The sequence below is a fragment of the Photorhabdus machadonis genome, from assembly GCF_052657765.1.
The window spans coordinates 4,035,595-4,053,390 of sequence record NZ_CP199761.1; the positions used below are offsets into that span (position 1 = coordinate 4,035,595).

Sequence of the window (17,796 nt, forward strand, 5' to 3'; positions counted from 1 at the left end):
AACTCTTCTAGGCTGTGTCCCTCAATTGTCTGCACAGTGGAAAACCATGCAGTTTTCTCGGTGATTGATAGCAAAAATGCAGATTAATGGTTCAAAAAATGAACGAGATTGACGTTTTCTCTTCACCTTCAGCCAGTCCAAATGAATTGCGGGACACAGCCTAATATTATTAACCCGAATCTGACTATCTAAAAATTCCGCCGCCAAAGCACGCCCCAGAGCCAATAAAGTGCCTTTACTCGCAGAATAAACCGCACTTGTACCACTCTTACCAATATGACCGCTGACCGAACCGCATCAAATGACGGAAGATGGGTTGGCAAGAAGAGGAAGCAACGATTGCAAGAGGAAAAATGGTCCCTTCAAATTAATAGACATAAGACGATCAAAACTTTCCTCACTTTCTTCTTCTAATTTATGACTCGTCACAATTCCAGCATTGAGAAAAAGAGCGTCAATCCGTGACCAACGCGCTTTAATTGTATCCCTTAAGATAGTTTGTGCCGCAAAAGATCCTGCGTCACTGGATATAACCCAAACATCCTTGCCAAAGAATTTCTGCGCAAAATCTAATGTCTCCGGGTTGTTTCCCGTAATGGCAAATGAGCCCCCTCAGCATGGAATTTTTTTGCCGTTTCAAAACCAATACCGGTAGTTCCTCCGGTAATTAATGTATATTTCCCCGATAATCTAAACATAATAGTGCCATTCCTCTTAAAAAATAGCCTTAATTGATGTATATCCTGCTAAATTTAAAGTTCTTCACGAACCGCCAGCCCCAGGTTTTGCAACATGGGAGCATTCTCACATGCAATATAGAATGCTTCATCAGTGGTACTGCTATTTGTATGTTGATGCCATGCCCATACTGGCACATATATCGCATCACCTGCTTTCCATGAAACATGTTGTTCACCAATGAGTGAATATCCTTTACCATTGACGATATATATTATGGTTTCATAACTATGCCTGTGTTTACGCGTGGATTGTCCAGGCTGTAATCCCCCCAGTGTCATACTGAGAACTTTACTGGGTAAATTAACCATGGCGACCTTATGGTGCCTTTCATTTGAGAAACTCACATCTTGACTGACTTCAGAATTCAGTACATTTTCATGAATTAATTGAGCCGGCTTATCTTCAATTAACTCTCCGGGAACGCTACCGAAATCGCTAGATGAAAAGAAAGTCTTTTTCATTATAATTACCTCTAATATCACACCTTATTTTACAGTTTGCATTCTTTATCTATTTTAAAATGGCATTCAAGATATTTTATCTTAAAAGTATTTTAATCATTGTTTCTACCAAAAGTTTTTATGTTCTTTATTATCCTGACAATACCATGCTATATGCCCATCAGGTCTGACAAGAATACAAGCGGTTTCATCGAAATGACAGCGGCCATAAAAATCACCATAAATATCGTCAACATCTTCACCGGTGCCAATAATATAAGCATTGATTTTACAAACATGTTCTTCGTTGTATTTTTCTACTGCGTTGATCCATTTTCTTCCACCTATCCCGGTAAATAATGAATATTGCCCATGACCAACCAAATTAATTGAAGAGATAATTTTTCCTTTTAGACTTAACCAAACATGTGGAATCCGCGCACCCGGTATAAATGTCGAGTGATACATGAAATGCAGATCGTCACTTTTTTTCCCTTCGTCAACAATATCTCTTCTCAAAATAGCTGCCGATTTATAAAGTTGATTTAATTCAACTCCATGACCGTTAAGCTCATAATTCTTTAATCTGAGTGCCTTATAAAACCGATCTCTTCTCGCTATACCAATAATATCATCATCAGAGGAAAGAAATTCCGCAGTAGATATTGCCCGCTTATCCAGTCCTAATGAAAGACTCAGTTCTTGACTTTCGCTTATGCTCTGTATTGCCCTAGCAACGACGGCTTTACCTATCGGAACTCGCTCTTGACTATACGTTTCTAACAAGGCAGTCCCTGCATATTGTTTAAGAACATAGGCAAGTTTCCAACATAAATTATAAGAATCTTGAATAGATGTATTCGACCCCAGACCATTATTGGGCGGATGACGATGAACTGCATCCCCAACACAAAATATTCGCTGATTAGAATACGTTTCAGCATACATATTATTTACCGTCCAGGTCGATATTGACTTAATATTGATATCCACATCATAATTGCCGATGAGTTTCTTAAGAATATTAACCACATCGTTCTCTGTAATAACCGGTGGAGGTTGAGCTATATCGTAATTCCACACCCACAACCACTCTTTCCACAGGCGTACCATTCTTAATGCCCCAACACCAATTCCGCCAGAAATAGCCTCGTTATTAAAAATGAGAAATAATGCACCAGGCCGATGAGAAACTAAAACAGATAAATCAGCGTCAAAGAAAATATTTATACAACCCGCAAGATTTAACTCTCCTTTCATAGGCAGTTTTGCATCAGAACAAACTTTGCTTTTGGCACCGTCAGCCCCAATGAGATATTTAGTGCGGATTTGATATTCACGTTTTTCTAAACGATCAAACACAATCACTGTAACACCATGCTTATCTTGTATCGCTTTTATGTATTCTGACGAAAATTTTACGTGTGCTCCGTTTTTAACCGCACGACCAATCAATATTAGCTCAAGGTAAGTTTGTGGTATATCGCAGATACTAAACGGGCTAGCTATGGTGTAATCACTTAAACGCTCTGGGTGCGCTCCCCATGATTTTATTCTGGCAATTTCTTTCCCTGCCAATGTATCGCAAAATATACTATTACCCATGATATCATTTAATACAGAACTCGCCATCAACTCATCACCAACACCAAACTCCGATAATATTTCTATTGTTCGCTGATTGGTTATATGTGCGCGAGGTGTATTAGCCAGCCATTGATGTTTCGTGATGACCAGTGTATTAATTCCGTAGGTACTCAGAAACAGGGCCGCTGCTGAACCAGAAGGGCCGCTACCTACGATAAGAACATCCGTCTCAATCATAATATTGTGTTCCGTCTTTAATTAGCATGAGTATCCTATTTATAGGAACTATTTGCTTACTTACCAATAATTCTATCCAGTATCGAGCCTGCGTTGTCAGGCACCTTATCGCCTTTCCAGGCAATATATTGATCAGGTCGTACTAAAAGGAGCCTTGCCTGATATAATTGCCAAGCGTCATAACCAGGAAGATCAATAACCTTTATCGGAATTTTACGTTGATATGCCTGATCTAATAGTTCGGATACATCTGGAAGATGCTCTCCTACTCGAAGCAAACTAAATCCAGTGCCCAAAATATCAAACAGGGATATTCTTGCGCCTAGAACAGGCGTTATCCATAAGTGCGGCAATCGTCCTCCCGGCACATTACTCGGCTGATAATTCAGAAAGTCATCATCCGGTATTGGAGCACTGTTAATGATATGAGGAGAATTATCGTATCGGGCACCCAGTTCAACGCCGATCGAACTAAATTGACTGCGAAATACCTTAAGCTCGGCACCTAATTTTTGGCGAACCAAATCACCAGCAGAATCTGCATTTTCCAGATTTTCAGGTATAGATAACGCTGATACTCGCTGAGTCAAAAAACGGGCGGCAGAGGTATTTCTAAATGCAATTGGACGACGCTCGCTTTCATAAGAATCCATTAACCTATCGCCAGCCCAACCATTTATAGACGCGGCAATTTTCCAGGCTAAATTACTCGTATCGTCGATTCCCGTATTCATTCCGAAACCACCGGTAGGCGCAAATAAATGCGCAGAGTCACCTGCCAAATATATCCGACCGTCAGAAAACCGTTCTGCGACAAGAGCAACGCCACCTTTCCATAGCGAGTTACCCAAGACTGATACTTCCATATCTGTACCTATCCCTGCCTGCGCTATACGAATTAATTCCGCATCATCAATAGTCTGTCCAAATTTACTCTGAGTCACAAATAAAAAATCATCTTTACCATCCAGACTGATAAATAACATTCTCAGCATGGGTGAGATAATATTGTACATCCAGGCCGCTTTATCTTGTAATAATCCCTGATAAATTCCAGGAACACGGATATAACTGGAAATCATGCCGCCAGTCAGAAAACCGGTCTTAGCTTCAACCGTTCCTTCATATGCAATACCCAGTTTGGAGCGAATAAAACTTTGTCCACCATCACATCCGATCATATAGGTTGCATGCCAAACTTCATCAAAATGTTTTCCCTCAATATGCTCCGCATAAAGTTTTACTTCATCTTTATATTGGATAAAATCTCTAACACGCCAGCCATATCTTATTGTGATATTTGGACGACTGCTTGCATGTTGAAGCAAAAACTTTTCAACATACGTTTGATTTACACGTAGTATCGGCTCTGGAACAGAATCTGTCGCAGCAGCATTTTGGACCCTAGACATTTTTTCCATTTCCGACGGCATATCGATGCGTGCCAGCTCCCATGCATTAAGCTTGGTAAAATAGGCTATATCCAGAGGAAACGCTTTCGGCAATCCTAAATCCCGAATAGACTGAGATATACCCAAACGACGATAATGTTCCATAGTGCGGGCACTATGGGTATTGCCTTTAGGATGTAACCGTGTCAATTCATCCAAATTAAAAATAACGGAACGAATACCATATAAATCCAGAAATAAAGCCAACATTAAGCCAACGGGTCCTCCACCAACAATGGCAACTTGCGATACAGAAATATTTTCTGAAGTCAAAATATACTCTCCTTAATAATTACTTATAAAAATAAATATTTTAGATCAAAGATACCAGTTGAAAAATTTTGTATATCTGTGAACTTCCGCCTTTCCCTCTTGCTTCATATAAAACAAAATAGTTATAATCATGCTCCATAAGTAATTCACTAAACGCCGCCTCATTTCCCTGGCTGTTAAACCCAATGAGTATCTTACCCTGTGGATTAATATATTTTTTTGCCTCCTGAAAGAAACGTTTGTGTGTTATATACCCTGGATCATAAAACGCGTGATAAATTTTTTCCTGAAAAGAGTAATTTTCAGGAACAAATAGAAAGTTAGAATTCCAAAAATGACATCAAAACTTTCACCCTCTTCTAATGTGTCAAATAAATCGCCATGTCTTACAGAAACGAAATTATTTACATTATGACGTATTACATTAAACAAGGTATTTTCCACTGCTTCCCCACTAATGTCAGAAGCCACAACCGGATAACACCCCTCCAGTGCCGCTGTGACAGCGGTTACTCCTGCACCACAACCTAATTCCAAAAAAGAGGTATTTTGAATATAAGGAATATTATTAGTGAATATACCCGTGGACTGAAAATGAGTGGGTGGGAATACATTTTTATGAATGTTAAATAACCGTCCCATACATTCAAACTCAGAGATATAGGAAGATTCAGCAAGGATCATTTTTTGTTTTATAGCTTCGACAGCAGGACCTTCATGAGAAACTTTGCTCACAATACTTCACCTTCTTTATAATCAATTATAATTAGCTGATATAGCGTTAACGATTGTTAAAATTCCATTGGGGAGTTGTTTATTTCTCTCATATTCCTCAAGAATTTTAGGGAGAATATCCTTTAATCTGCGTTTCAAAACTTTACCTGTTGCGCCGGTGGGAATTTGTTCGAAGCTATTAACAACGATGATCGCATGTTCTCTAATATAGTATTTCCTCCCGATTTTTTCCAACATAATCTGAATAATTTGTTCTACAATAATATTTACATCCGAAGTTAATTTCTCATTTAATAAAAGTAATATGACTAATTTCGTTTCTCTATTCTTGGCATGAGATAAATCCAATCCAATAATTATTGCATCATAGATACTTTCGATCGTCTGTATCGCTTCTTCAAGTTGAAGTGTATACAAAGAACCACCAGGGGTATGAATAACATCAACCACCCGATCAATTTGATAAAAAACACCGTCTTTGCAATATCCGATATCTCCGGTCAGAAAATATCCATTGCGCCAGGCATCAGAAGTCTTTTGACTCTGTTTCCAATAACCAGACGTGATCGTTGGTGAACATACCGCGAGTAATCCAACACTCCCTGCCGACATTTCATCACCAGAATCCACATCAAGTATTTTAGCTGTCACTATATCAACAAAACGCCCAAGTCTTGCGCATTTTCCCATAAAGAATTGACGATGTTCAAATTTTACCGCTTTAGGTATTCCTGTCGTACCAGAGGTATGGCTCAACATGAGTAATGTTGTATCCATCGGAATGGACGGCCACCAAGAAGGTAAGTCGTATTTAATCCCGGTATTAAAATTTGCAACATTCAGAATTTCACATATATTTCCTGAATTCCGCAAATTCTTGATCAGTGCATTATGACTAAAAGAAAACTCATCTGTTACCAGTTTATTAAAACCGTTCTCTTTGATGTAAGGAATACCAATATCCGGTGGTATCGCCGGATTAATTAAAGCGATTATCGCACCAATACTCGTGACCGTGAGGTAATGCAAAAATGGCCCCATTCCATCTTCTATACAAACAGCAACAACATCTCCGGTTTCAATTCCATTAGCTAAGTACCAACCCGCAAGATCACGTCTAATGCTTGCCAGGGTATTTAAACTAAATTGTTGAATATTGCGTTCACCGGCAATAGTTATGGGTTTATCTGTAAAAATAAAATCCACCGCCGGGGTATGACTTAGCGCTAAACAACGGTCAAGAAAATTACCACTGCCTAACATGTCATCATTACGCAAAATGTCTATATCACGCTCAGATAATAGTGTCGTTATATTCATTCAGATTTATCCTGGTATTACTTTGATATAGCTCATTTAGCATCGCCATGCGAAAACGCACCATCTCTTCACCAACTGCAATAACATCCGCCCTTCGGTGAGGGTTTTCTTCAATCATTCGATCAATAATTTTCCTCATTACTATTGCATGATCTTCGTCCTCCTCAACATGGATTTTGAAGAAATATAATGTGTCGTCAGAAGCCTTTATTGATCGCAATGCATCTAAAATGGGACCATAAACCAAAGGCACAATTGCCTCAGCACCTAAACACAAAGCCGCCAGCCCTCTTAAGGAATCATCACTCCGGCAGTGGCGAAACATAGCATTAATCAATTGCTGAGTACTTTTAAGTATTGCGTCACTTTTAGGAACAGCATTGATAGCTGTCATCGCCTTTTTATATAACTCTGCATGAGATATCTTTGCAGCATCAGTTCCTGTTAGCTCTTCCAGCAAATTATGGGCAAGTGACACAAAATCTTTTTGATCCGCTAAACCGCCCATTAGTGAACACAAATATCGGGTAAAATATTGTGAATAATAATGGTGCTGAATCATAAACTTTCTTAGTAAACTCGGGTTGGCCTGCCCAGAACGACAAGCCACCAGAAATATATTCGAATTAATCTCTTCCAATAACTCTTTAGAAAAAACGTCTTCCCACAGTGGTGATAAGAAATAACCGGCTTCTTTCTTTAGCTCGTTTTGAGTGTTAATAGCGAGTTCCATGATAAACCCTTTTAGTCACATTCAACTGATGAGATCTATGATATACAGGCTATTATCAAGCCAAAGATATTAGCTCTGCGTTTATGCACTCATATAAATTTTTCAGCAAAGATTGCGGATTTAGATTTTGAAAAACATTTCTGCCAACACATAATCCACTAGCCCCAGATGAAATAGCAATTTTTGTATTATCTATCAATGTCTCTTCAGAAGTCTTTTCCCCTCCGGCAAAGAAAATTTTAATATCAGAACTATGAAGGGACACAATGTCTGCAATGGATATTTCCGTGTCAGGAAATCCTATTTTTATGGCATCAGATCCAAGCTCGGTGATAATTCTGATTAAATGGTGAAGCCTTTCCATTTTTATTTCTGGTGATGCGGAAATAACTTTGTTATATAACATTGTTAGTACAGGAAGCCCGGCTTCATGTGCTATATCGGTCACCATTCCTAATATCGATAAATTATGCTCAAAGTTTTTTTCCGTGAAATTTACCTGCATAGAAACAGCGTCTGCGCCAAGCTGAAGAGCAGCCTCTATACTCGCCACCAATATTTTGGTGTCCGGCGATGCTGATATCATCGGCATACCATTAATATGGAGAATGACACCAATTGATGGGTGCAAAGCACCACGTAAAATTAACTTCTCTAATACCCCTTTATGTGCCAAAATAGCACTAACATAGTTATTATTAATCCACGGCTCTACTGCATATACATTCTGTAAACCCAGGATCGGCCCCATCGTTAATCCATAATCAATCGGCACGATCAAGCCTTTATTTGAGTGGGGAAATAACAATCTACTTTCTCTTAGTTTTCTTCCGATATATCCCATGATCGTCACCTATTTCTCGATGATTGATTCGTTAATTTTTATACCAACATGACGACCAGGCTCTGTGATATATCCGAGTACCTTATCTCCCGGTTTAAGTTCAGAGATATTCAAAGGTTTCGCCTCACTAGAGAAAATGCGCACATGCCAATCATCTTGCATCAAAACATTGACTCGTTTGTTCCCCGCAAACCCTGCTTCAATTAACCGAAGCGGTCTCTGCTCGATTTTCACACGACCAACAGTAATATGTCGTACTTCTCCCTTCGAATTAACCGCCATTACCGATGAACCCGCCTTTAATTCACTCATATAATCTGTCTGGTTACCGAAGTTATATACATAGGAATGTATCGCTCCAGCGTTAATACGAAATGGCCTCAATTCCATATACGACAGAAAAAATACTTCTGGACAGCGCAACAGAGCACCTTGTGAGGTACTTGCCCACCAGCATGCCTTCATCCTCACTGAATAACGTGGACGCATCAATACAAGCTCGATAACCCATACCTACAGGATGGCTTTCTGTGATTATTCCTACTTGCAGTTGCAGTGATTCTTTTCGGTTATATGATAAACGATCGATAAAGTCGCTCATGACATCATGTGTATTGGGTGAAAATATAACGCCTTCTGCGCCATATTCCATAACACCATAAGATACAATCGCATCATCTATATCGTTGGGATCTCTGATTTCTTTTAACAAAATAGTCCCGGTAGACTGTAACGATGCAATGACCAGTTCAAGGGGAATATTGGTTGGATCACGAAAAAGAATCCAGAGAAAGTTGAACGCGATGCCTTCATTGATTGTCTTAAGTAAACTTTCTTGATCATCAACATAACTTTCATAGCACGTAACAATAGACTCTTCTTTAAGTTTCCTCAAAGTGATAATGTCACTAGAACAGATACATTTATTTGAATTTGTATCTAAAGATTTGAATAGAGCGAAATGTTCGCTTTCCCGGAATTTAATCAACTCTTCAGATGTTTTAACCCTCAGAATTATTTTCATTCTTTTGGGTATTGCATCAATGAAAGTTGAGATATTATTTGGGTATAAAACTATACCACTATAAAAAGAATTTATTACCCTGATGAAAATGCTGTCATCTGGCCTTTGATCTATCAGCTCTTCCGTATCAAACCAAATCACCAGCCCATTTAAAGCTTCACGTTTGGAACTCTTATTTTTACTTGGATTGTTTAATTTTACAGATGTTATTCTGGCAACTATTTCAGCTGTTTCAACATTGTCGGATGGGATAGTGACTGCTTCCTTTTGCACGCTAATTATATTTTTACTCATATTCATAATCCCCTACAAAATAAAGAATAGTTTTTAATTAGTAATTTTTGTTAATTAATATCAATTTATTATTATCATATCCTCTTTTTTCATATCTATAAAATATCCAAATTGTAATTTTTAATTTCATAGCCTCAAGAATCAGTATAGTGATATTTCACAGAATAAATTGTTTATTATTTTCCTAAAATGAATAAATGTGTAAAAAAACCACACTCCGTTCACTAATACAATAGATAATGGTAATATTCCTCCTGATAATGAAATAAAAACCCACTAATTTACAGATAATCAATATTCAATAGTTATGTAATTAATGTCCGTTCTTCAAGTTTCATTGCTAATCCATTTTTCTGCTGCCAAAGCGCTGTTATCTATATTATTAATATAACCTGAGGTTTGCTTAAGAAGGGAACTAAGTGCCTGAGGCACGATCAAAGTTTTTGTCAAAGAAAACAAAATCGTGGAGATCCTCAGGCATGTTTAATTTAGAAGAACTTTACTGCTGCGTCGATGACTTTTGCCAAAAATTTATTCCTCTCTGGCATCAACAGTTAATTGAACATGGTTTGCTCAAACGTCGCCGCGAAGCTTCCCTTTCTCTCAGTGAAGTCATGACGATACTCATTTTATTCCACATAAGCCATTATCGTGATTTAAAACGTTTTATATTCAGCATGTTAAACACTATCTTCAGGCCGATTTTCCCCGGTTGGTCAGCTACACCCGGATGTTAACCTTGAAGCAAAGGGCGCTCATTCCCCTTTGTGCTTTTCTTTCGTCACGCAAGGCTGAAACCCAGGGGATCGCTTTTATTGATTCAACTAAAATTGCCGTGTGCCACAATCTCCGTATTCCCCGTCATCGCGTATTTCAGGGCGTCGCACAGCGAGGGAAAACGAGTACTGGCTGGTTTTATGGCTTTAAACTTCATCGGGTTATCAATGATTGTGGTGAACTTTTGGCGGTTAAGTTGACCTCAGGAAATAAAGATGATCGTCATCCCGTCAAAGCACTGGTACAAGGGTTAACAGGGTGTTTGTATGGCGATAAAGGGTATTTGTCACAGGCTTTGTGCGATGAACTGGAAGCAGAAGGAATAACGTTAATCACTCATGTCCGTAGTAACATGAAGGCAAAAGCGTTATCTCTCTGGGATAAACTGATGTTAAGAAGGCGATTTTTGATAGAAAGTGTGCCGCAGGCATACAAACTAGCAGCATAGGGAATGCAGCCAGTATGTAGCATAAGCTCAGGAGGAGATGGTGGTCGGCCCACCGAAGTCTGCTGTCGGAAGCTGGCTTCAAACCACCTCAAGCGGCTGTCGTAAAGAGCGGTGGTTGTGAGCGTTGAGGTCAGTTCGGCAGGTAGGGTACAAAGAGACGAGTAAAACCGAACCTATGTGGACGCGTCGTAAAGAAGAGAAGTGACATCAAAACCGGGGGCGTTTCTATCTTCCGGGATAAATCTGTGAGTGGACTCCGAATGCTGCGCAGGTGGTGTCCGGCGTAGAGTAGGCGTGACTTTGTATCGGGCTCTTTCTGGGAACTGCGGGAACCTGTCATCACGATGTAAAGGAAGAAATACAAGTCACTGAATTGACAAGTATGAGAGTACCGAAGCGTGATACAGGGGCGGAGCAAGCCATAGTAGCGATGAAGGACCGTAATGGGTCCAGCGCAAAGGGCTTGCCCCATTGCGCTGATAGCGGGGCAGCAACCACCGGCGACGAAGCCGGTGGGAGGACTGCTGCAAAGTCGGCAAAGCCATTTCCTGTCAGTAAGCGGCAGGTATGGGAAGCGTATAAGCGAGTGAAAGCCAACCGCGGGGCAGCAGGCATTGACGGACAAACACTGACCGGGTTTGATGAGAATGTGACAGACAATCTCTACAAGCTGTGGAACAGACTGGCTTCCGGCAGTTATATGCCCCCGGCGGTCCGGCGTGTGGAAATTCCTAAAGTTGATGGTGGAGTGCGTCCGCTCGGTATTCCTGCCGTGTCGGACCGGATCGCCCAGACGGTTGTTAAGCAGGTTCTCGAACCTGTGCTGGAACCGCTGTTCCATACGGACTCGTATGGTTACCGACCGGGAAAATCTGCCCACCAGGCGATTGCGCAGGCGAGAAAACGTTGCTGGCAGTTTGACTGGGTGGTGGAAGTGGATATTAAAGGCTTCTTTGATAATATCGACCACGCACTATTACTGAAGGCGGTGCGGCATCATACTCAGGAGCGCTGGGTGGTGATGTACATCGAACGTTGGCTGAAAGCACCGGTGCAAATGCCGGATGGAACAATACTGTCACGGGAGCGTGGGACGCCGCAGGGCGGTGTGATTTCCCCCCTGATCTCGAATTTGTTCCTGCACTATGCCTTTGACATGTGGATGCAACGTCAGTTTCCCGGCGTCCTCTTCGAAAGATACGCGGATGATGTGGTATGCCACTGTCAAAGTCAGTTGCAGGCCGAAGCAGTAATAAGTGAACTAGGCCAGCGGTTTGCGCAATGTGGACTGGAGTTGCATCCTCAGAAGACCCGGGTAGTTTATTACAGGGATGCCGATAGACGGGGGAATTACGCAGAGACGCGCTTTGACTTTCTGGGCTATACATTTCGGCCCCGTTTGTCGAAGAATCGTTGGGGTAAGACCTTCGTTAACTTCAGTCCGGCGATAAGTGCCAGGGTAGGGAAAGCAATCCGTCAGGAGATAAGGAGCTGGAAGCTGCAAAATCGCAGTGACAAGTCACTTTACGATCTGGCGCATATGTTTAACGCCAAAATCAGAGGCTGGATAAATTATTACGGTGCATTTTATAAGTCGGCGCTGTACCCAACGCTGAGGCATATCGATCGCAAACTCGTGTTATGGCTGACCCGCAAACATAAGCGTCTCCGTGGCCATAGACGACGAGCCAGCCACTGGCTGGCGAGGGTGGCGCGGAAGGAAACGAAGTTGTTTGCCCACTGGCCGCTACTATGGGGGCGGCTTCAATGGGAAGAGCTGGATGAGCTGAGAGGTTCACGTCCGGTTCCGTGAGCACCTGAGGGGGAGGTTCCCTCGGGTGACTCGACGACTGGTTCACTGCCAGAGTGAAGCGCAGGCCAGAGAAATCTGGCAAATGCTGGAACACCGTTTCAGGGAATGTGGACTGTTACTGCATCCGGACAAAACCCGGATTGCTTACTGTAAGGACGTTGAACGAAAGGGAAAATATGAACAGACCAGTTTTGATTTTCTGGGATATACCTTCAGACCAAGGTTGGTCAAGAATCGTAAAAGAAACAGTTTGTTTGTGAGTTTTACACCGGCAGTCAGCAAAGCGGCCCAAAAAGCCATGAGATTCAAAATCCGTAAGTTGAAGATCCGAATGCGGACAGAACTGAACCTGATACAGATGGCAAACTGGCTAAACCCCATGATAAATGGCTGGTTGAACTATTATGGTCAATTTTGTCGATCGGAACTGTATAAGGTTTTCAGGCAACTCAACAAAGCGCTGGTGCGCTGGGTTAGACGAAAGTTCAAGGCATTGAGCAGACACAAAACCCAAGCCTCAAAACTTCTTCAAAGGATTGCAAAGGAGCATAAGGGGTTGTTTGCCCATTGGCGAGCAGGAATGACAGGCGTGTTTGCTTGATGGGAGCGGTATGAGTCGAGAGGCTCACGTACCGTTCTGCGAGAGGCTGCGGGGGCAGTTCCCGCGGCCTACTCACCCCATCAATGATCAGTTAAAGAATATTTCTCAGATAGAATACTCACGGCACCGTAGCCTACAGGGATTCATGTTGAATGTGTTAGAAGGGCTAATCGTTTATTGTTTCAAAGAGAACAAACCGCCACTGAATATCTCCCGCTCAGAAATGGATAGGTTAGTGACGGCTTAACTATAGGGCAGGTTAATTATTAAACGATTTGCCAGGTGTTTTGCTATGCGCCACATCGGCAGTTTTACGAAAAAACCGCACCATCATCAGAATTGCCCCGAGTAAAAATGTAATAAGGAGGCCAAGATTAATACCTTGCTGGCCTTGTTTTAAAGGAAAAGCCAGCAAATAAGAAAAAGGAAAGCCGAATATCCAGAGCAATCCCATATTAACCCACATCGGATACCAGACGTCTCTCAAACCACGTAATACTGCCATCAGTAAGTTACGCACAGCATCAGCAATTTGAGAAAAAGCAACGATAGCCAGCATGACCTTCGCCACCCCTATAAGGGCCGCATTTTCCTCTGCCCCCAGATTGATATACAAACCGATAATAGCAAGTGGATTTAGCAAATATACAATTGCGATAGCTATCATGCAGCTGAGTACCAGCACCAGACCGACATGACCAATCTTCCTTATCAGATTATATTCACCATTGCCAACCGTATAACTGACCAAAATCGTACAAGCCTGTCCTATTCCCATAGGAATCATTAGAGCAACGGTGGAACACTGGATCAATATCTGTTGAACACTCAAAGCACCCACACCGAGCCAACCGACCATAATGTTAATCGCACTAAAAATCAGTAGTTCGCTGGCAAACTGTATTGTAATAGGAAAACCAATGTGAAAAAAAGCCACCAATCGTGCTGGATCCCATAGTACCCTGAAATCAAACAAATGGTAATTAGTAAAACTTTTAGCAAAGTATAAATAAATAAAAACACCAATCGCGAGAGTCCAGTTAGCAATTGATATACTATAGGCCCAGCCAGCCATTCCCAATGTAGGCAAACCAGCGTAACCATAAATTAAAGCATAGCCAAGCAATATCGTGAAACCCAAATTCAGTGCGCTTAATACCACGACAAGATATCCTTTCTTAATAGGAAAAAACATCTGATGACAACTTGCCAATAGTAAAGAAGGAATTACACTCCATGCCATTGCGCGAAAATAAGGATCAATCAGCGGCACTAACTCAATAGGCTGATGCATCCATACTAGCAATTTCGTTAAGTTCCAGAAGACCAACGAACTAATAACACCGAGAACAATACTAATTAACCAAGCCTGCCGGATTTCCATGCCAATTTCGCGAAGCTTATACTGTCCATAACAACGACTAACAGTGATACCGACCGCTAGCAACGGCGACATGGTAACAACCATTATAGTGCTACTCAATGCAGCTACTAGTGCACTAGCAGCCAACTCTTGCTTGCCAAGATGAGCAATAAACAACATACCGATAAAACCCACAGCGATATAGAGAATGCGTACACTTAAAATTGGTGTAGCTAGTTTCACAATTTCCTTAAAGTAAAAAAAATTATTCTTTGTTTGCATACTTACTCCTAATTCATCACATTTTAATTATTTGCTCCAAGTAACGAACTACGACTGAATTCGCATCCATCAAGGGGAAACTCATACTACACCACTATTCGACTATATTTGCTACGCAGGCCCAACCATTTCTTGATAATAAATTCTGAAACCTCAACAGTGGTACGCCGTCCGATTAAAATGCTCCTACTAGCCGATCGCCCTAAATCCTAAACTATGAATCCTCTATCCCAAAAACCCATAAATAAATTCCTCTAAATAGAGTACATAGACAATAACCCAATACAAGTAATGATTTTTTTACTGACAGTATAGCTACAAACATATATTCGATTTCAGAGAGTCCCGATGATTATCCGCATTTTTTGCCCTCACTATTTCAATAGCTTGGAAAAGATGAATAGTTCACAAAGTTCACTCCTTTACAGGATATGGGGCCTTTCAGCCCATGTTATAACCTGTTACATCGGTCATCCGGTATTTTACTCACCCGATAAATGACTGAATGGTCACCGTGGATAACGTGTTGTGATACCCAATAAGTTGATTTTCCACCACCGTTCTCTTTGGGAGCCTACCCTAGGTAATTGGCAAAATGACGGCTATTTCTGAATTCAGAACCGTTACTCAAGACTTTCATGGTCGATCACACTCCAGGAAATCACTACCGAGTATCTTCCTGTTGTAAATTGAGTTGATGTAAGCTGCTTATCCAATGGTTAAAGCTTTACTGGCTTTTAAAATGGCATGCTACTGCTCCAAATACCTGTCCGTCTAATAGGTGAATCTTCTGTATGTGATGGTTTCACACTATCTGAACTGTCAGAATCTCGGGGATTGCTGCAGTTGGTACTATCAATATTGCATGCAGACTTCAGTCTGTTGGACAACAATATATATGAGGTAGAGTTGCTTGTATCAAAACCAAACTCAGGGAGGGATTCTATTTTGTATAAAAATCAATTGCCATACAGACATTGATAATTTCGCATATTCAATATAATTTTATTAATAGGTTTTGATATTTCTCTTTATGTTTATTGAGTATGTAAAGCGTTATTTTTACCCATAGTAACCACATTAAAAATGTGAGATTTGGCCCTAAAACCAAATTAAATTACTATTGCTAATTGAGTTCGCTTGGTTAGATGGCTGGGTGGCAGTTGACTCACGATAGCGTAATGTGACAAACAACACGAAATAGTTTTTGCTAATATAAATAAGATTTCATAATTGTGCTACACCCATTTTTTGTCTTCCTGGCTTTTGCTGTGATGAAAACGATGCCAAAAAGGCATCAACATAATTCAGTAACTGCCACATAAATTGACAACAATGATTTCGCGTTATTGTCTCATGGAGCAATTGCCATAACCGTTCTATTTTATTTAACCACGGTGAATAGACCGGTAAAAACAACAGGGTAAATTTTGGATGTCGTGCCAACCGGTCCATACTATGAACCACCACGATGTCTCCATCACGCACGAATGACAACAGTGAATCCAGTTATGGCCGCTGAGTATCTTTACCCGATGCTGTATCGACGAAGACTTTATCCACCTGAGTCTGATCCAGTTGCCGCTCTGGGTTCTGGTCAAAGCTACTTACCCGGATATAGCCAATACGTTGACCTTTCATACGCCTCCAATACTGAATGTGTCAGAAAACACGATGCCCTGAGAGTAGCCCGGCAACGATGCTGGCGCACTGACTGGGTGCTGGACGTGGACATCAAGGGGTTCTTCGATAACATCGATCATGAACTCCTGATGAGGGCGGTGCGCAGGCATACGGATTGCAGATGGGTGTTGCTCTACATTGAGCGATGGCTAACCGCGTCGGTGTACATGCCGGATGGAACGGTGCAGATAAGGGATAAGGGGACTCCTCAGGGAGGGGTCATTAGTCCGTTGCTGGCCAATCTGTTCCTGCATTACGCATTCGATATGTGGATGAAACGGGAATTTTCCGTCGTCCGGTTCGAGCGGTACGCTGATGATATAGTCATCCACTGCAAGAGTCATGCGCAGGCAATGATGTTGCGTGGCAAGCTCAGAAAGCGTCTGGCTGAGTGTAAGCTGGAGATGAGCCCGGGTAAGACGAAAGTCGTCTACTGCAAGGACAGGGAAAGAACGGAGACATATCCTGAAATCAGCTTTGACTTTTTGGGCTACACGTTCAGGCCAAGAAAGTCGGTCTCGAAAGAAGGAGAGCTATCGGTGAATTTCCTGCCAGCAATGAGTGCCAGAGCTGCGAAGGCAATCCGGCAGACAGTACGGGGCTGGGATTTGAGTCACAAAACACCGCTGTCGCTGGAAGCAATGGCACGATGGCTCAATCCCATGTTACGAGGCTGGGTCAAGTACTATGGGCGCTTTTATCGGTCAGCAATGGATCGTATAGCCAGTCATGTCGATCTGCACCTTGCTAAATGGGTTACCCGCAAATATAAGCGGGTGCAGGGTAGCCTGGCTCAGGCATATGAATGGTTAGGCAGGATAAGGAGTGTTAAGCCTGGTCTGTTTGCACACTGGGAAATTTGTACGCGGCGCGAACGGTCAACGGCAAGAGCCGGATGACGGGAGACTGTCACGTCCGGTTCCGTGGGAGCGCAGGGGGGAAGTTCCCTTGCGCGACCCGATAACCCCATATACAAGAGAGCATAAAAAACCTTGGGGCATTTATGTGGTAAAGTAGCTAAAGAAGCCACTTTAACGTATAAGTATTCATGGGCCGATAATGGGTAATAGTAATAGTCCGGTTGAATTGCCCACTTTACCGCTAAATAACTCAAGTGCCCCACACTCTTTTACGCTCTCCTCTAGCGAGA

Annotated in this window: 15 protein-coding genes and 5 pseudogenes; 5 read left to right on the forward strand and 15 right to left on the reverse strand. The window is 41.7% G+C overall.

Translation table 11 applies throughout. The features are described 5' to 3' along the window. Nucleotides 1–21 precede the first annotated feature (21 nt). From ACUN2T_RS19165 to ACUN2T_RS19215, 11 genes and pseudogenes are all read right to left on the reverse strand, one after another. Nucleotides 22–597, reverse strand: a pseudogene (locus ACUN2T_RS19165) (SDR family oxidoreductase). Continuing rightward, nucleotides 570–698: a hypothetical protein gene (locus ACUN2T_RS19170; RefSeq protein WP_445494582.1), complete on the reverse strand. Its 129-nt coding sequence runs from the start codon at nt 696–698 to the stop codon at nt 570–572. The pseudogene ACUN2T_RS19165 and the gene ACUN2T_RS19170 overlap by 28 nt, the downstream one beginning before the upstream one ends. Nucleotides 699–752: 54 nt before the next feature. Continuing rightward, a complete protein-coding gene (locus tag ACUN2T_RS19175; protein ID WP_445494583.1) occupies nt 753–1,202 on the reverse strand; it encodes a cupin domain-containing protein in 450 nt (149 codons plus the stop codon). 105 nt (nt 1,203–1,307) lie between these two features. Beyond that, nucleotides 1,308–3,005 carry an FAD-dependent monooxygenase gene (locus tag ACUN2T_RS19180; RefSeq protein ID WP_445494584.1) on the reverse strand — a complete coding sequence of 566 codons (1,698 nt, stop codon included), beginning with the start codon at nt 3,003–3,005 and terminating at the stop codon, nt 1,308–1,310. A 56-nt stretch (nt 3,006–3,061) separates the two neighbouring features. Then, nucleotides 3,062–4,729: an FAD-dependent oxidoreductase gene (locus ACUN2T_RS19185; protein ID WP_445494585.1), complete on the reverse strand. Its 1,668-nt coding sequence runs from the start codon at nt 4,727–4,729 to the stop codon at nt 3,062–3,064. A gap of 246 nt (nt 4,730–4,975) precedes the next feature. Next, nucleotides 4,976–5,464 carry a methyltransferase gene (locus ACUN2T_RS19190; protein ID WP_445494586.1) on the reverse strand — a complete coding sequence of 163 codons (489 nt, stop codon included), beginning with the start codon at nt 5,462–5,464 and terminating at the stop codon, nt 4,976–4,978. Between the two features lie 21 nt (nt 5,465–5,485). Then, nucleotides 5,486–6,784, reverse strand: coding sequence for an AMP-binding protein (locus tag ACUN2T_RS19195; protein ID WP_445494587.1), 1,299 nt, complete (start codon nt 6,782–6,784; stop codon nt 5,486–5,488). Further along, nucleotides 6,759–7,517 carry a TenA family transcriptional regulator gene (locus ACUN2T_RS19200; protein ID WP_445494588.1) on the reverse strand — a complete coding sequence of 253 codons (759 nt, stop codon included), beginning with the start codon at nt 7,515–7,517 and terminating at the stop codon, nt 6,759–6,761. The genes ACUN2T_RS19195 and ACUN2T_RS19200 overlap by 26 nt, the downstream gene beginning before the upstream one ends. Before the next feature lie 55 nt (nt 7,518–7,572). Further along, nucleotides 7,573–8,361, reverse strand: a complete 789-nt coding sequence (locus ACUN2T_RS19205; protein ID WP_445494589.1) for a class I fructose-bisphosphate aldolase — start codon at nt 8,359–8,361, stop codon at nt 7,573–7,575. 9 nt (nt 8,362–8,370) lie between these two features. Continuing rightward, the gene (locus ACUN2T_RS19210) at nt 8,371–8,751 is read right to left on the reverse strand and encodes a 3-dehydroquinate synthase II (protein WP_445494590.1); all 381 of its coding nucleotides are present in this window, start codon (nt 8,749–8,751) and stop codon (nt 8,371–8,373) included. Continuing rightward, a complete protein-coding gene (locus ACUN2T_RS19215) occupies nt 8,726–9,679 on the reverse strand; it encodes a 3-dehydroquinate synthase II (RefSeq protein ID WP_445494591.1) in 954 nt (317 codons plus the stop codon). Before ACUN2T_RS19215 ends, ACUN2T_RS19210 begins: the two co-directional genes overlap by 26 nt. A gap of 479 nt (nt 9,680–10,158) precedes the next feature. On the opposite strand from ACUN2T_RS19215, the pseudogene ACUN2T_RS19220 reads away from it, so the two are divergent. The 4 genes and pseudogenes from ACUN2T_RS19220 to ACUN2T_RS19235 all read left to right on the forward strand — a co-directional run. Next, nucleotides 10,159–10,892: pseudogene (locus tag ACUN2T_RS19220) on the forward strand (IS982 family transposase); the annotation flags it as partial. Nucleotides 10,893–11,367: 475 nt separating this feature from the next. Beyond that, the gene (gene ltrA, locus ACUN2T_RS19225; RefSeq protein WP_445494378.1) at nt 11,368–12,717 is read left to right on the forward strand and encodes a group II intron reverse transcriptase/maturase; all 1,350 of its coding nucleotides are present in this window, start codon (nt 11,368–11,370) and stop codon (nt 12,715–12,717) included. 25 nt (nt 12,718–12,742) lie between these two features. Further along, nucleotides 12,743–13,318 (forward strand): group II intron maturase-specific domain-containing protein, encoded by a 576-nt coding sequence (locus ACUN2T_RS19230; RefSeq protein ID WP_323840595.1) that lies wholly within the window; start codon nt 12,743–12,745, stop codon nt 13,316–13,318. Between the two features lie 79 nt (nt 13,319–13,397). Further along, nucleotides 13,398–13,565: pseudogene (locus ACUN2T_RS19235) on the forward strand (IS982 family transposase); the annotation flags it as partial. Between the two features lie 12 nt (nt 13,566–13,577). On the opposite strand, the gene ACUN2T_RS19240 reads toward ACUN2T_RS19235, so the two are convergent. From ACUN2T_RS19240 to ACUN2T_RS19255, 4 genes and pseudogenes are all read right to left on the reverse strand, one after another. Further along, the gene (locus tag ACUN2T_RS19240; protein WP_445494592.1) at nt 13,578–14,963 is read right to left on the reverse strand and encodes an MATE family efflux transporter; all 1,386 of its coding nucleotides are present in this window, start codon (nt 14,961–14,963) and stop codon (nt 13,578–13,580) included. Nucleotides 14,964–16,190: 1,227 nt separating this feature from the next. Continuing rightward, nucleotides 16,191–16,415 (reverse strand): annotated as a pseudogene (locus tag ACUN2T_RS19245) (transposase); the annotation flags it as partial. Further along, nucleotides 16,398–16,604 (reverse strand): annotated as a pseudogene (locus ACUN2T_RS19250) (recombinase family protein); the annotation flags it as partial. The pseudogenes ACUN2T_RS19250 and ACUN2T_RS19245, both read right to left, overlap by 18 nt. Continuing rightward, a complete protein-coding gene (locus tag ACUN2T_RS19255) occupies nt 16,601–16,756 on the reverse strand; it encodes a hypothetical protein (protein WP_445497993.1) in 156 nt (51 codons plus the stop codon). The pseudogene ACUN2T_RS19250 and the gene ACUN2T_RS19255, both read right to left, overlap by 4 nt. On the opposite strand from ACUN2T_RS19255, the gene ACUN2T_RS19260 reads away from it, so the two are divergent. Then, nucleotides 16,691–17,545, forward strand: coding sequence for a reverse transcriptase domain-containing protein (locus ACUN2T_RS19260; RefSeq protein WP_445494593.1), 855 nt, complete (start codon nt 16,691–16,693; stop codon nt 17,543–17,545). The genes ACUN2T_RS19255 and ACUN2T_RS19260 overlap by 66 nt on opposite strands. Nucleotides 17,546–17,796 lie beyond the last annotated feature (251 nt).

What these genes read in the sequence shown, in the direction of transcription:
- ACUN2T_RS19170 (WP_445494582.1), bottom strand. Translation starts at nt 698, where the DNA reads ATGTTTAGATTATCGGGGAAATATACATTAATTACCGGAGGAACTACC.
- ACUN2T_RS19175 (WP_445494583.1), bottom strand. Translation starts at nt 1,202, where the DNA reads ATGAAAAAGACTTTCTTTTCATCTAGCGATTTCGGTAGCGTTCCCGGA.
- ACUN2T_RS19180 (WP_445494584.1), bottom strand. Translation starts at nt 3,005, where the DNA reads ATGATTGAGACGGATGTTCTTATCGTAGGTAGCGGCCCTTCTGGTTCA.
- ACUN2T_RS19195 (WP_445494587.1), bottom strand. Translation starts at nt 6,784, where the DNA reads ATGAATATAACGACACTATTATCTGAGCGTGATATAGACATTTTGCGT.
- ACUN2T_RS19200 (WP_445494588.1), bottom strand. Translation starts at nt 7,517, where the DNA reads ATGGAACTCGCTATTAACACTCAAAACGAGCTAAAGAAAGAAGCCGGT.
- ACUN2T_RS19205 (WP_445494589.1), bottom strand. Translation starts at nt 8,361, where the DNA reads ATGGGATATATCGGAAGAAAACTAAGAGAAAGTAGATTGTTATTTCCC.
- ACUN2T_RS19210 (WP_445494590.1), bottom strand. Translation starts at nt 8,751, where the DNA reads ATGGAATTGAGGCCATTTCGTATTAACGCTGGAGCGATACATTCCTAT.
- ACUN2T_RS19215 (WP_445494591.1), bottom strand. Translation starts at nt 9,679, where the DNA reads ATGAGTAAAAATATAATTAGCGTGCAAAAGGAAGCAGTCACTATCCCA.
- ACUN2T_RS19240 (WP_445494592.1), bottom strand. Translation starts at nt 14,963, where the DNA reads ATGCAAACAAAGAATAATTTTTTTTACTTTAAGGAAATTGTGAAACTA.
- ACUN2T_RS19255 (WP_445497993.1), bottom strand. Translation starts at nt 16,756, where the DNA reads ATGCCTGCGCACCGCCCTCATCAGGAGTTCATGATCGATGTTATCGAA.